This window comes from Cryobacterium psychrophilum (assembly GCF_004365915.1).
GTDB lineage: Bacteria > Actinomycetota > Actinomycetes > Actinomycetales > Microbacteriaceae > Cryobacterium > Cryobacterium psychrophilum.
Map to the genome: position 1 here is coordinate 883,825 of NZ_SODI01000001.1, position 13,884 is coordinate 897,708.

Below are 13,884 nucleotides of genomic sequence, written 5' to 3' on the forward strand. Positions count from 1 at the left end.
TGTTCACCCTACCGGAAATCCGGCCCTGCAACGAATCGAGACACCGCATGAGTTCCCGTGTCACTCGTCAGCGGGTGCTGGGGGCAGGGTGACGTCACTCACGTAACTCATTCGGCTCTTCATTACGACGACCGCGTCGACGACGAGGGAGCCGATGACTCCGGCAACAATGCTCAGGAACAGCACGATCGGTGAGATCCAGGCCTGGTCGCGCAGCAGCACCATGAGGACCAGGAAAACCACGAATTTGAGCAGCCACCCGCCCATGACGATTCCGAAGAATGCACCAATGGCGGCTTCACGTCCGGCAAAGCGATTGGCCAGCAGGATGCTCCCGGCCGTGATGCCCATGAACACAACCGCCATGGCAGTTCCAACCAGGGCACTCACCACGCCGATGGAGCCTTCGACGAGGCCGCCGACGACGGCGCCGACGACGGCAATGCCGAGCGCGAGGAATCCCCCGTAGACGAGGATTCGCCGGAGAATGGGGATGGACGTGGGCTGCGGGGGCAGGGTCGGGCTTGTCATGCGGTCTCCTCGGCAGGCTTCACAGTCTGCGCGGCCTCATCAAGAGGGTCGAGTTGGGCGATTTCTTCGGTTTGGGGGGCGCTGCTGGGGTAGAGCTGACTTTCCCGCTCGCCTGCCTTGCGTCTGCTCAGCGGCGCGAGGGTCACCATGGTGCAGATGATCAGGGCGACGACGAGAAAGACCGTGGCGTACCACGTGGGCAGGCCCAGGTAGCCGGGGAGCACGAAGTACAGCAGGCATCCCACCGACGCGGCCGCCGTCCAGCCGTAGAAGATGAGCACGGCATGCAGGTGCGAGTGGCCCATGTCGAGCAGCCTGTGGTGCAGATGTTTGCGGTCGGCGCTGAAGGGAGACTTGCCTGCTCGTACGCGACGGAACACCGCAAGCCCGAAGTCCAGGAGCGGGATGATGAGAATTGCCACGGGAAGCAGGATGGGAATGAAGGCGGGGATGAGCTGGGAGCGATTGACCGCGGTGGGGTCGACCTGGCCCGTGATGGCGATCGCCGAGGTGGCCATGAGCAATCCGACGAGGAGCGCCCCGGCGTCGCCCATGAACATGCGGGCCGGGTGCCAGTTGAGCGGAAGGAATCCCACACAGGCGCCCACAAGGATGGCGGCGATCAGCGAGGCGAGATTGAAGTAGTTGGTGGGAGAGGTGTCACGCACGAGCAGGTAGCTGTAGACGAAGAAGACACCGTTGGCGATGAGGGCAACACCCGTGACCAGACCGTCGAGCCCATCGATGAAGTTGATCATGTTCATGACAACGACGATGGCCACGACAGTGAACACGATCGACATCCAGCCGCTACCCACGGTGAGCCCGCCGATGGGCAGCGAGTAGATCTGCACGCCCTGCCAGGCCACGAGACCCGCCGCGATGAACTGGCCGGCCAGTTTGGTCATCCAGTCCAGGTCCCACAAATCGTCGGCGACACCGACGAGCACGATGAGCAGCGCCGCCCCGAGGATGGCGAGGATCTGCTCCGGATCGGCGAACACGAGTTGCAGCGGCGGAAACTGTGACGACGCCAGATATGCGACTCCGAAGGCGAACAGAATACCCAGGAACATGGCGATCCCGCCGAGGCGCGGAGTGGGCCGCGTGTGCACGTCCCTGTCGCGGACCTGGGGGTACAGCTGGTAGCGATGGCTCAACTTATAGACGACGATGGACAACCCAAAGGTCACGAGCGCCGATACCAGCGCGAGCAGCATGAAAATAGTCATGGGTCAGTCGCGATTGCTGGGGTCGCGCGGCACGTCGAGTTCTGGCTCTGGCTCATCCTTGGGGGCGAGAGCGTCACCGATCACGGCCTCGATCGCTGCCCGGCTCACGACGCCGTCCCGCACGATATGCAACCTGCCGCCGTTCGAGTCGAAGCCCGTGGCGTCCACGATCGTTGACGACAAGTTAACGGATGCCCCGGCATCCGCCTCGTAGGACTCACCGGCCACTCCCCCGTCGAGGTAGACGGCCACGCGGTCGCCGAGCGCGGCTTCGGCGGATTGGGCGTCGACGGCGGCGGGCTGGCCGCTCAGGTTGGCCGACGAGACCGCGAGCGGCCCCGTCTCCTTGAGCACATCGAGGGCCACCTGGTTGCTCGGCATGCGCAACGCAACGGTTCCCCGTGTCTCGCCGAGGTCCCACACGAGGGACGGCTGCGCGTTGAGAATGACGGTCAGTCCGCCCGGCCAGAACTTTGCGACCAGGTCACGAACCGGCTCGGGGATCCCCACGGCGAGGGCATCCATTGTGGTCACAGCGGGAATCAGCACGGGCGGCGGGGACGTGCGCCCGCGACCCTTGGCGTCGAGGAGGTTTTGGACGGCCCCCGGGCTGAAGGCGTCAGCGGCAATGCCGTACACGGTGTCGGTCGGGATGACGACGAGAGCGCTGCGACCGATCGCCGAGAGGGCCATTCTCATGCCGGCGGCGTATTCCGCTTCGACCGAGCAATTGTAGATGCGTGTCATTTCCTTCAATTCTAGCGGAGGTACCCTGACGCTTCGGCGTGAGCGCGGGCTAGGTGTTGCGGATGGCGGTCGTGGCCCGGTCCCTGGTCGTGTAATCGCGGTGCGTCGCCGGGGCACGCCAGCCGTCGTCGGTGAGGATCTGGCGAATTTCAGCGCCCTGCAGTTCCCCGTGCTCGATCACGAGCACGCCGCCCGCGCGCAGCAGGCGCAGCGCCGTGTGCGAAACCTGCCGAACGATGTCGAGCCCGTCCGTTCCGCCGAACAGCGCACGGGCGGGGTCGAACAGGCGAACCTCGGGGTCGCGGGGAATGGCATCCGCGGGAATGTAGGGGGGGTTCGAGATGACCACGGCGACGGTGCCATCGAGGTCCGTGAACGCGTCGGCCAAGTCACCGAAGGCGAGCGTGGCGTTCGCTGCGCCGACCTCGACGAAATTGCGGCTGGTCCATTCGAAGGCCTCTGGCGAGTTCTCGACCGCCCACACCCTGGCGTGTGGAACCTCGGTGGCGAGCGAGAGCGCGATCGCTCCGCTTCCGGTACCGAGGTCCACGGCGATCGGTTCGGGATCGGGCATCGACCGCAGGGCATCGATAGCGAGCTGGGCGACTTGCTCCGTTTCGGGGCGCGGCACGAACACGCCGGGGCCGACGCGGAGGTTGAGGGCACGGAAGGGGGCACGGCCGGTGATGTGCTGCAGGGGTTCGCGGCTGGCACGACGAGCGGCGAGTTCGAGGATCGCCACGGCATCCGCTTCGGCCAGCGGTTTGCGGAGGATGCCGGCGGCCTGCACCTGCCCCCGACTCTGGGCGAGTACGTGGCCGATCAGCAGGTCGGCGTCGACTCCGGCATCGGCGATGCCCGCGAGGGAGAGCCGGTCAATGAGCTGTTCTCGCAGAGAATCTATGTCTGCGGGAATACCCGGCTCGTCGCGGTTGCTTGGCTCTATTACGGGAAAGGTCACAGTGAAATCTACCGCACTCCCCTAAGCGCCCCACTGCCCGTAGGCTGAACACGGCCACTGCCCCCGAGTGAAAGTTGACTCCGAATGCCCCAGAAAATTTACGCTGACATCACGAAGGCCGTCGGTGGAACCCCGCTCGTCCAGCTCAATCGTCTGACGACCGGCCTTGATGCAACTGTTCTGCTGAAGCTCGAGTTCTACAACCCGTCCAGCAGCGTGAAGGACCGCATCGGTGTCGCCATTGTCGACGCTGCCGAAGCGGATGGCTCGCTGCAGCCGGGCGGGACCATCGTTGAGGCCACCAGTGGCAACACGGGCATCGCGCTGGCCATGGTGGGCGCCGCTCGCGGCTACAAGGTGATCCTGGCCATGCCGGAGACCATGAGCAAGGAACGCCGCGTGGTGATGCGCGCGTACGGAGCGGAAATCGTGCTCACGAGCGGTGCCGACGGCATGCGCGGCGCCGTGGAGACCGCCAATTCCATTGTGGCGTCCACCCCGGGTGCGATCCTCGCGAGCCAGTTCACCAACCCCGCCAACCCTGCTATCCACCGCGCGACGACCGGTGTGGAGATTTGGAACGACACCGACGGCGCCGTGGACATCCTGGTTTCCGGTATCGGCACCGGCGGTACGATCAGCGGAACCGGAGCGCTTCTGAAGGAGCGCAAGAGCTCGGTCGTCGTGGTGGGTGTTGAGCCGATCGACTCCCCCATCCTCACCGGCGGTAAGCCCGGCCCGCACAAGATCCAGGGGCTGGGTGCGAACTTCGTGCCAGAAACCCTCGACCGCACCGTGTATGACTCCGTCACCGATGTGACCCTTGCCGATTCCCTCGCCACGGCGCGCTCGCTCGCTCGCCAGGAAGGCATCCTCGCCGGCATTTCCGGTGGAGCGGCCGTCTGGGCCGCTCTGGAGCAGGCCAAGCTGGCCGAGAACGCCGGCAAGACGATCGTGGTGATCGTTCCCGGCTTCGGGGAGCGGTACATTTCGACGGTCCTGTACGAAGACCTCCTGGATTAGGTCAGCCGAGTATTCCTGAGATGACCGTGGTGGCGCGTGTTCGCGAAGATATTGCGAACGCGCGCCGACACGACCCCGCATCACGCAGCGACGCGGAGGTCTTTCTCGCCTACAGCGGCCTGCACGCGGTGTGGACGTACCGCATCGCCCACCGGTTGTGGACGAGGGGTTTTTACTTGGGGGCCCGTCTGCTTTCGCAGTTCGCCCGTTTTCTGACGGGCATCGAGATTCATCCCGGAGCCACCATCGGGCGTCGACTGTTCATCGATCACGGCATGGGTGTCGTCATTGGCGAGACCGCGATTCTCGGTGATGACGTCATGCTCTACCACAGCGTGACTCTCGGCGGCAAGAGCCGCCATGGCGTGAAGCCCGGGGATAAAAGACACCCCACCCTCGGCGACGGTGTCACGGTGGGTGCCGGCGCGAAGGTACTCGGCGACATCACCATCGGGGAGGGAAGCACAATCGGAGCGAATTCGGTCGTAACCAAGGACGCCCCGCCGTATTCGCTTCTTGTGGGTCTCCCGGCGAAGGTGCGGCCAGTAAAGCCGGCAACGACGGAATCGGCCCGCGGCGGGGTCTGCTGGCCGGAGGACTACTCGGTCTGACCAGCCCGACCGGCACAGCGTGCCGCGCCTGCACAGACCAGTGGACCCCGGCTTTCACCGGGGCCCACTGGTCTGTGCAGGCATCTGGGCTGTTGTTACTCCGGATCGCCCAGCTCGGCGAGACGGGTTTCCTCGTCGGCCGTGATGCAGGACTCGATGACCGCGTGCAGGGCACCGTTCATGACGGCATCCAGATTGTAGGCCTTGTAGCCCGTGCGGTGATCGGCAATACGGTTTTCCGGGAAGTTGTACGTGCGAATGCGCTCTGAGCGATCCATCGTGCGAATCTGACCCTTACGAACCAGGCTCGCCGCAGCGTCGATCTCTTCCTGCTGCCGGGCCAGAACCCGGGCACGCAGAACCCGCATGCCCGCTTCCTTGTTCTGAAGCTGGCTCTTCTCGTTCTGCATCGCCACCACGATGCCCGTGGGCAAGTGGGTGATGCGAACGGCGGAGTCGGTGGTGTTGACCGACTGGCCGCCGGGGCCGCTCGAACGGTAGACGTCGATCTTCAGGTCGTTCGCGCTGATTTCGACTTCTTCGGGCTCATCGACCTCGGGGAAGACGAGAACACCCGCCGCCGAGGTGTGGATGCGTCCCTGGGACTCGGTCGCCGGCACGCGCTGAACACGGTGCACGCCACCTTCGTATTTCAGGTGTGCCCACACGCCCTCGGCAGGGTCGCTCGAATTGCCCTTGATCGCGAGCTGGATGTCCTTGATTCCGCCCAGGTCGCTCGAGGTCTGCTCGATGACCTCGGTCTTCCAGCGCTTCGACTCTGCATAGTGCAGGTACATGCGCAGCAGATCAGCGGCGAACAGCGCGGATTCCGCACCGCCCTCCCCCATCTTGATCTCCATGATCACGTCACGCGCGTCGAGTTCGTCACGCGGGATCAGCAGGCGACGCAGCTTTTCGGCCGTGATCTCCAGCTGTTTCGTGAGCTCCGGGATCTCTTCAGCGAATGCCGAATCCTCCTCCGCGAGTTCGCGAGCGGCGTCGAGGTTGTCGCTGACCGCTTTCCACTCGTGGTACGCGGCTATGACGCGACTGAGCTCGGCGTAGCGCCGGTTGACCTTCTTGGAACGGACCGGATTCGCGTGCAGTTCCGGATCCGCCAACTGCGACTGTAGGTCGTCGTGCTCAGCCAGCAGGGTAAGGACGGATTCGAACATTAGCGATCCTTGTCCGACCCGCTCAGGGTCGGCATCGACTTCTGCACCTGGGCGAGGAATTCGACGTTCGAGGCGGTTTCCTTGAGACGACCGAGGATGAGCTCAAGCGCCTGCTGCTGCTCCAAGCCGGCGAGGGCGCGACGCAGCTTCCAGGTGACCTTGACCTCGTCGGCGCTCATGAGCATTTCTTCGCGGCGGGTGCCCGATGCGTTCACATCAACGGCCGGGAAGATGCGCTTGTCCGCCAGGTGGCGGGACAGGCGAAGCTCCATGTTTCCGGTGCCCTTGAACTCCTCGAAGATGACCTCATCCATCTTGGAACCGGTCTCAACGAGTGCCGAGGCGAGAATGGTGAGCGAGCCACCGTTTTCGATGTTGCGCGCCGCGCCGAAGAAACGCTTCGGCGGGTAGAGAGCGGATGCGTCGACGCCGCCGGACAGGATGCGTCCCGATGCCGGGGCGACGAGGTTGTACGCGCGGCCCAGTCGGGTGATGGAGTCCAGCAGCACGACGACGTCGTGGCCCAGCTCCACCAGACGTTTGGCGCGCTCAATGGCGAGCTCCGCGACCGTGGTGTGGTCTTCTGCCGGGCGGTCGAAGGTGGAGGCAATGACCTCACCCTTGACGGTGCGCTGCATGTCGGTGACTTCTTCCGGACGCTCATCGACCAGGACAACCATGAGGTGGACCTCGGGGTTGTTCGTCGCGATGGCGTTCGCAATCTGCTGCATGACGATGGTCTTGCCGGCCTTGGGCGGGGCGACGATGAGACCGCGCTGGCCCTTGCCGATCGGGGCGACGAGGTCGATGATGCGCTGGGTGACCTTGCCGGACTCGGTTTCGAGGCGGAGTCGTTCCTGCGGGTACAGGGGCGTGAGCTTCTGGAACTCCACGCGGGTGGCGGCTTCTTCGACGGTCAGACCGTTGATCGAGTCAACCTTGACGATCGCGTTGTACTTCTGGCGACCGCTCTGGTCACCCTCGTGCGGCTGGCGAATGGAGCCGACCACGGCGTCACCCTTGCGCAGGTTGTACTTCTTGACCTGGCCGAGGGAAACGTACACGTCGCTCGCGCCCGGCAGGTACCCGGACGTACGCACGAAGGCGTAGTTGTCGAGCACGTCAAGGATTCCAGCGACGGGGATGAGAACATCATCGTCGTTGACCTCCGGCTCGAGTTCCTCGCCGGCGTTCGGTCCGCGGCGCTTGCGGTCGCGGTAGCGGTTCCGGTTGCCGCGGCCGTTGATGTCGTCGTCCAGTCCCGTGCGGTCAGGACCCTGGTTACGGTCCTGCTGGCTGCGGTCGTTCTGACCACCCTGGTTGCGATCGTTCTGGCCGCCCTGGTTGCGGTTGTTCTGCTGGCGCTGGTTCTGCTGGCGGTTACCGTCGTCCTGGGCGCCCTGGTTGCGATCGTTCTGGTTGCGGTCCTGGGCCTGATTACTGTCCTGCGCCTGGTTACGGTCCTGGGCCTGGTTACGGCCCTGGCCCTGGCCCTGGCCCTGGGCACGATCCTGGCCCTGGGTGGTGCGCTCGGGCTGGGCGTTGCGATCGGCAGCCTGAGTGCGATCTCCACCGCGGCTGCGGTTGCGGCTGCGGCCCTGACGAGGCTGCTCCTGCTCGGGTTCTTCGGCCTGAACGTCCGTGTCCTGCGCGGAAACGGTCTCCGCAGGCGCGGCCTGTACCGGAGTTTCGTCCTGAGCAACCTTGGGGCGCTGCGACGAGGCGCGGCGCGAGTTACGACGCGATCCGGTCGCGGGAGCGTCGGTCACGGAAGCCTCGGCCGCGGGTGCCTCCGAGTTCGCAACAGCGTCGACCGTGTCGCTGACGACGCCGTCGGCCTCACCCCGGTCGATGGGGGCAACGCGAACGCCGCGCTTGCGTGTCTGGCGTGCGGGCTTCTCGTCGGAGCCGGCGTCAACGTCGTTGGACGTGACGGTGGGCTTGGCTTCCGGAAGGATGATTCCGAGCAGTCCGAGGCCGTCAGCCGGAGAAACAGCCGGCGCTGCCGTTGCGGAGCTGGCACGACGCGGTGCGCGCTTGCGCGGGGCGGTCGGCGCCGACTCCGCTGCGGCAACAGGGGCGTCCTGAACCGGAGCGTCAGCGACGACGGGCGCTGCCGGCGCCTCGTGGACCGGGGCGTCTTTGTCCGCGGGGGCGTCGACGGGAGCGTCGACCGGTACATCGTTGGTACTGGTGGTGTCTACTGCGACGCCCTCATCGGCGACCTTGGCTTGTTGCGCAGCGATGGCGTCCACGAGTTCTCCTTTACGAAGTTTGGATGCGCCCTGGATACCCAGTCCGCCGGCCAGAGCTTGCAGCTCGGCGACGCGGAGAGTGTTCAGGCGAGAAGTGTCCGTACCAGTGGAACGGAGATTGACATCGGTCACGAAGGGGGTTCCTTTCCCCTGACGCCATACAGAACGTGCCAGGAGAGATGTGTGCAGCGACTGATCGCGCTGCGAGTGAACCAATCCGACAAATGAGGGGGATTGGTGTGAACACACACAGCCACGGTCTAACGACGCAATAGCAGTGAGTTACAGGGAATGCACCGGAGAAGAGGTCGCAGTTATCGCGGTTTCTATCGGGTACGCAGCCACTCTAACACTTCCGCACGCCGCGAAAAGGCACCGAGGGGCGCCTCGACGCGGTACTACCGCTTCGAGACGCCCCACGTTCGAGCTACGCGGCCGCGTCGCTGACAATCGGCGCGACGGTCGCACCCTGAAAGTCCACGGCGAGCATCAGAGCCCGCCAGGGCGTTTCTGATTCCTTCGCCACGAGCTCGGCGGCGACGAGGCGCTGCCCCGGGTCGCTCGCGAGCACGAGAATCGATGGTCCGGCACCGGAGACAACGGCAGCGAAACCGTGCTCACGCAGCAGCGAGATGAGGCGATTCGTCTCCGGCATGGCCGTGGCACGGTAACTCTGGTGCAGCTTGTCTTCCGTGGCGGTGAGCAGAAGCTCTGGGCTCTGGATGAGCGCCGCAATCAGCAGCGCCGACCGTGACAGGTTGAAGACGGCGTCTTCGTGGGGCACCGACTCCGGCTGCAGGCTGCGGGCCAGCGCCGTGGACATCACGTGCTCCGGCACGAAGACGAGCGGCTTCACACCGCGGTGCACCATGAGCTTCTTGTGCTTGGGACCCTCGGGGGTCATCCACGCAATGGTCAGACCGCCGAACAGAGCGGGGGCCACGTTGTCGGGATGCCCCTCCATTTCGGTGGCGAGGGCAAGCAGCGCTTCGGCGTCGAGGTCGACGATTCCCTCCAGCAGCCCCTTGGCCGCGAGAATGCCCGACACGATTGCCGCACCCGATGATCCGAGACCCCGGCCATGCGGAATCACATTCTGCGCGATCAGGTTGAGGCCGGGCATCCGCTGCCCATAGGCGGCGAAGGTGTGCGCGATCGCTCGCACGACGAGGTTGGTTTCGTCGGTCGGAACCTCACCCTCCCCCACACCGTGCACCTCAACGGTGACGCCGGGTTCGTCGCGCACGCGCACTTCGAGGTGGTCATACTGGGCCAGGGCGAGACCGAGCGTGTCGAAGCCCGGTCCGAGGTTCGCCGTGGTGGCCGGAACCTGAACCGTTACGGCTCGGCCGGCAAACGAGGGTGTCTCGCTCATGCTTTGCCCAGCCCAAGAACGCTGGCAACTTCGGCGGTGTCGACGGGCACAATCGTGGGCGTCACGTCGGAACCGTCGGCGGTGCGAAGGGCCCACTGCGGGTCTTTCAAACCGTGGCCGGTGACGGTGATAACAATCGTCGCGCCGGCGGGAATGAGGCCAGCCTCTGAGCGTTCGAGCAGGCCGGCCACGCCGATGGCGGAGGCCGGTTCAACGAAGATGCCCACCTCAGCGGAGAGGATGCGATGCGCTTCGAGGATCTTGGCGTCGGTGATGGCCCCGAAGTAGCCGTCGCTGTCGGCGCGGGCCTTGATCGCGAGATCCCACGATGCCGGATTGCCGATGCGGATGGCGCTCGCAATCGTGTCGGGGTTCTCGACGCGGTGTCCGAGCACGATGGGTGCGCTGCCGGAGGCCTGGAAGCCGAACATGCGCGGGAGCTTTGTGGTGGCGCCGCGCGCCACCTCTTCGCTGTAGCCGCGGTGGTACGCCGTGTAGTTTCCAGCGTTGCCCACGGGAACGAAGTGGAAGTCGGGGGCGTCGCCGAGAACCTCGACAACCTCGAACGCGGCCGTCTTCTGGCCCTCGATGCGGTCGGGGTTCACCGAGTTCACGAGGTGAACCGGGTAGTTTGCGGCGAGATCGCGGGCGATGTCGAGGCAGTCGTCGAAGTTGCCCTGCACCTGAAGCAGCTGGGCGTTATGCGCCACAGCCTGGCTGAGCTTGCCCATGGCGATCTTGCCCTCGGGCACGAGCACCGCGGCGGTGATGCCGGCGTGCGTGGCGTAGGCCGCGGCAGACGCCGAGGTATTACCGGTCGAGGCGCAGATGACGGCCTTGGCGCCGTCCTCCATCGCCTTCGAGATAGCCATGGTCATGCCGCGGTCCTTGAACGAACCGGTGGGGTTCATGCCCTCGAACTTGATCCACACCTTCGCACCCGTGCGGGCGGAGAGCGCCGGTGCGGGGATGAGCGGCGTGCCACCCTCGCCCAGGGTGATGATGGGCGTGGCGTCGGTGACATTGAGTCGATCCGCGTATTCACGCAGCACCCCGCGCCACTGCCGCGATGGGGGTGACTTGACTGCGGCCAGAACGGACTCGTCCGCGCTGGACGACTTCAGGCTGGTCTCTCGTACGACGGACATCAGACTCCTTCAACTCTCAAAACGGATGCGACGGTGGTGACAAAACGGTTGGCCGCGAGATCGCGCACGGTAGCGGCAAGTGCGGCTTCCGTGGCGTCGTGTGTTCCGATCACAAGGGTAGCCGTGGCGGACACGGCCGCACGACTCACGGTCTTGGCGACAGCAGGGGTCATGGACTGTTCCACCAGCGCGAGCGACACGTGGTGGTCGCTGAACACGCTGGCAACCTCGGCGAGCACGCCGGGCTCGTCGGTGACCTCAAGGGTGACCGCATACCGCGTCATCACACTGCCGATGTCGAAAACCGGGAGCTCGGCGTGGCTTGAAGCCGCGACACCGGGGCCGCCGGCCACATGGCGACGTGCCAGGGACACGAGGTCACCGAGAACGGCCGAAGCCGTCTCCACTCCCCCGGCGCCGGCGCCGTAGAACATCAGGCTGCCGGCCGCTTCAGCCTCGACGAACACCGCGTTGTTGGCGCCGTGCACCGCCGCGAGCGGGTGGCTGCGCGGCACCATGGCGGGATACACCCGCGCCGAGACCCCATCGACACCGTGCTCGTCCGTGAAACGCTCACAGATGGCGAGCAGCTTCACGACGTAGCCGGCCTTGCGCGCCGATTCGATCTGGGCCGGCGTCACAGACGTGATGCCCTCCCGGTAAACGGATTCGAGCGGCACCGTCGTGTGAAAAGCCAGGCTGGCCAGAATGGCCGCCTTCTGGGCGGCGTCGTACCCTCCGACATCGGCGGTCGGGTCGGCCTCCGCATAGCCGAGGGCCGTGGCCGAAGCGAGTGCTTCTTCGAGGGAGTCTCCCGCTTCGTCCATGCGGTCGAGGATGTAGTTCGTCGTGCCGTTAACGATGCCGAGGATGCGAACGACGCGGTCGCCGGCGAGGCTTTCGCGCAGGGGGCGCAGGATGGGGATCGCCCCGGCAACGGCGGCCTCGTAGTTGAGCTGGGCGCCGACCTGGTCGGCGGCAGCGAAGAGCTCCGCGCCGTGCTCGGCGAGCAGCGCCTTATTCGCTGTCACGACGTCTGCGCCGGAATTGATGGCGAGCAGAATGTAGCTGCGGGCCGGTTCGATGCCGCCCATGAGCTCGATCACGACGTCGGCGCCGAGAATGAGGGATTCGGCATCCGTGGTGAAGAGTTCCTTGGGCAGGTCCACGGTGCGCTCGGCGTTCACGTCGCGCACGGCGATGCCCACCAGTTCGAGGCTTGCGCCCACTCTGCCGGCCAGTTCGTCGCGCTGCTCGAGGAGCAGGCGAGCGACCTGGGCGCCTACGGAGCCGCCGCCCAGCAGGGCGACTCGCAGGTTGCGGTATTCGATCATCGGGTGGTTCCTCCATCATGTGCGGTGGTCGAGCCACTGTTGTTGGTCGTGTCTACGCGCTGGTCGTGGCCCCAGCCAGCATCGCGCGCCAGCAAGTCGGCGATTGTTTCGCCGCGCACGAGCACGCGGGCCTGCCCGCCCGAAACAGCGACGACGGGCGCGCGGCCCAGGTAGTTGTAGTTGTTGGCGAGCGACCAGCAGTACGCGCCCGTCGCCGGAACCGCCACGAGATCGCCGGGGGCGACATCGCCGGGAAGGTAGTCGGCACTCACCACAATGTCGCCGCTCTCGCAGTGCTTGCCGGCCAGGCGCACGAGTACGGGGTCGGCCGACGAGACGCGATTGGCCAGGCGAACGGAATAGTCCGCGCCGTAGAGCGCCGGACGCACGTTGTCGCTCATGCCACCGTCGACGCTCACATACAGCCGGGTGTCGCCGGAGACGTCTACGGGCTTCGTCGTGCCCACCTCGTAGAGTGTCGCCCCGGCCGGTCCGATGATGACCCGCCCGGGCTCGAAGGCCACGGTGGGTATGGGGATGCCGCGGCGCGTGCACTCGGCGGAGACAATGTCGGCCAGTCGCGCAGCCAGCTCCCCGATCGGCGTGGGGGTGTCGGCGTTTGTATAGGCGATGCCGAAGCCGCCTCCCAGGTTGAGCTCGGGAACCGGGCCGCCATCGAGCAGGTCGGCGTGCACCGCGAGCAGCCGTGAGGCGCTCTCGGCGAAGCCGTCGGCGCCGAAGATCTGCGAGCCGATGTGGCAGTGCAGACCGATGAACCGCAGCGATTTCTCGGCACGAATGAGGGCAACGAGCCGCGCAGCGTCGCCCAGCACGACACCGAATTTCTGGTCTTCATGCGAGGTCGCAAGGAATTCGTGGGTGGAGGCGTGTACTCCGCTGTTCACACGCAGCCGCACGTTGAGAACGACCCCGTGCCTCGCGGCGGCCGCGGCAACCCTCGCGATCTCGATTTCGCTGTCGATCACGAGCGAGCCGATGCGCACGCGTGCGGCCTCGTCGATCTCCGCGAGTGATTTGTTGTTGCCGTGGTAGCCGAGGCGGGCGGGGTCGGCACCGGCGGCGAGGGCGACCGCGAGTTCCCCGGTGGTGCACACGTCGATGTTCAGGCCGGCATCGAGCATCCAGCGTGCGATCTCGATCGACAGGAACGCCTTGCCGGCGTAATACACGTGCACCTCGCCGCCGATACGGGCGAATTCGGTCTCAAAGACGCGCAGCAGCTCGGAGGCGCGACTGCGGGCATCCGCTTCGTCAACTACATAGAGAGGCGTGCCGAATTCGGCGACAAGGGCGGAGGCGCTGACACCGCCGATCTCGAGTTCGCCGAGGGCGGTGCGTGAGGCGTTCGCGGGCCAGAGGCCGGGTGCGAGGGCGTTGGCGTCGGGGGGCAGGGCGAGCCATGCCGGGGCGAGCGGGTTCGGTGGCACGAGTGTAAACCTCAGAAGGATCGGGTGCGCGAGCGGTGTGGCGC

General features: G+C 65.8%; 12 protein-coding genes. 2 read left to right on the forward strand and 10 right to left on the reverse strand.

The genetic code is table 11. The annotated features are described in order from the left end of the window. Positions 1–60: 60 nt before the first annotated feature. The 4 genes from EDD25_RS04135 to prmC are packed head-to-tail and all read right to left on the reverse strand — an operon-like array spanning position 61 to position 3,471. Positions 61–531, reverse strand: a complete 471-nt coding sequence (locus EDD25_RS04135; RefSeq protein WP_134172161.1) for a Cg1360 family ATP-synthase-associated protein — start codon at positions 529–531, stop codon at positions 61–63. Continuing rightward, the gene (locus tag EDD25_RS04140) at positions 528–1,763 is read right to left on the reverse strand and encodes an MraY family glycosyltransferase (RefSeq protein ID WP_134172162.1); all 1,236 of its coding nucleotides are present in this window, start codon (positions 1,761–1,763) and stop codon (positions 528–530) included. The genes EDD25_RS04135 and EDD25_RS04140 overlap by 4 nt, the downstream gene beginning before the upstream one ends. Before the next feature lie 3 nt (positions 1,764–1,766). Next, on the reverse strand, positions 1,767–2,510 hold the full coding sequence (locus EDD25_RS04145; RefSeq protein WP_134172163.1) for an L-threonylcarbamoyladenylate synthase: 744 nt from the start codon (positions 2,508–2,510) through the stop codon (positions 1,767–1,769). 49 nt (positions 2,511–2,559) lie between these two features. After that, on the reverse strand, positions 2,560–3,471 hold the full coding sequence (gene prmC / locus EDD25_RS04150) for a peptide chain release factor N(5)-glutamine methyltransferase (protein WP_422386784.1): 912 nt from the start codon (positions 3,469–3,471) through the stop codon (positions 2,560–2,562). Positions 3,472–3,555: 84 nt separating this feature from the next. Between prmC and cysK the strand changes: the two genes are divergently transcribed. Together cysK and epsC are read left to right on the forward strand one after the other, a co-directional pair. Then, a complete protein-coding gene (gene cysK / locus EDD25_RS04155; RefSeq protein WP_134172164.1) occupies positions 3,556–4,494 on the forward strand; it encodes a cysteine synthase A in 939 nt (312 codons plus the stop codon). 20 nt (positions 4,495–4,514) lie between these two features. Then, the gene (epsC, locus tag EDD25_RS04160; RefSeq protein WP_134172165.1) at positions 4,515–5,105 is read left to right on the forward strand and encodes a serine O-acetyltransferase EpsC; all 591 of its coding nucleotides are present in this window, start codon (positions 4,515–4,517) and stop codon (positions 5,103–5,105) included. 95 nt (positions 5,106–5,200) lie between these two features. Here the strand turns inward: epsC and prfA are convergent, their stop codons facing one another. The 6 genes from prfA to lysA all read right to left on the reverse strand — a co-directional run bounded on the left by prfA (position 5,201) and on the right by lysA (position 13,840). Beyond that, complete coding sequence (prfA, locus tag EDD25_RS04165) at positions 5,201–6,280, reverse strand: peptide chain release factor 1 (RefSeq protein WP_134172166.1); 1,080 nt, start codon at positions 6,278–6,280, stop codon at positions 5,201–5,203. Further along, on the reverse strand, positions 6,280–8,667 hold the full coding sequence (gene rho / locus EDD25_RS04170; RefSeq protein ID WP_134172167.1) for a transcription termination factor Rho: 2,388 nt from the start codon (positions 8,665–8,667) through the stop codon (positions 6,280–6,282). Before rho ends, prfA begins: the two co-directional genes overlap by 1 nt. 295 nt (positions 8,668–8,962) lie before the next feature. Continuing rightward, positions 8,963–9,910 carry a homoserine kinase gene (gene thrB / locus EDD25_RS04175; RefSeq protein ID WP_134172168.1) on the reverse strand — a complete coding sequence of 316 codons (948 nt, stop codon included), beginning with the start codon at positions 9,908–9,910 and terminating at the stop codon, positions 8,963–8,965. Further along, positions 9,907–11,058 carry a threonine synthase gene (thrC, locus tag EDD25_RS04180; RefSeq protein WP_134172169.1) on the reverse strand — a complete coding sequence of 384 codons (1,152 nt, stop codon included), beginning with the start codon at positions 11,056–11,058 and terminating at the stop codon, positions 9,907–9,909. Before thrC ends, thrB begins: the two co-directional genes overlap by 4 nt. Then, entirely contained in the window at positions 11,058–12,392 is a 1,335-nt protein-coding gene (locus tag EDD25_RS04185; protein ID WP_134172170.1) for a homoserine dehydrogenase, read from the reverse strand. Before EDD25_RS04185 ends, thrC begins: the two co-directional genes overlap by 1 nt. Further along, a complete protein-coding gene (lysA, locus tag EDD25_RS04190) occupies positions 12,389–13,840 on the reverse strand; it encodes a diaminopimelate decarboxylase (protein WP_134172171.1) in 1,452 nt (483 codons plus the stop codon). The genes EDD25_RS04185 and lysA overlap by 4 nt, the downstream gene beginning before the upstream one ends. Positions 13,841–13,884 lie beyond the last annotated feature (44 nt).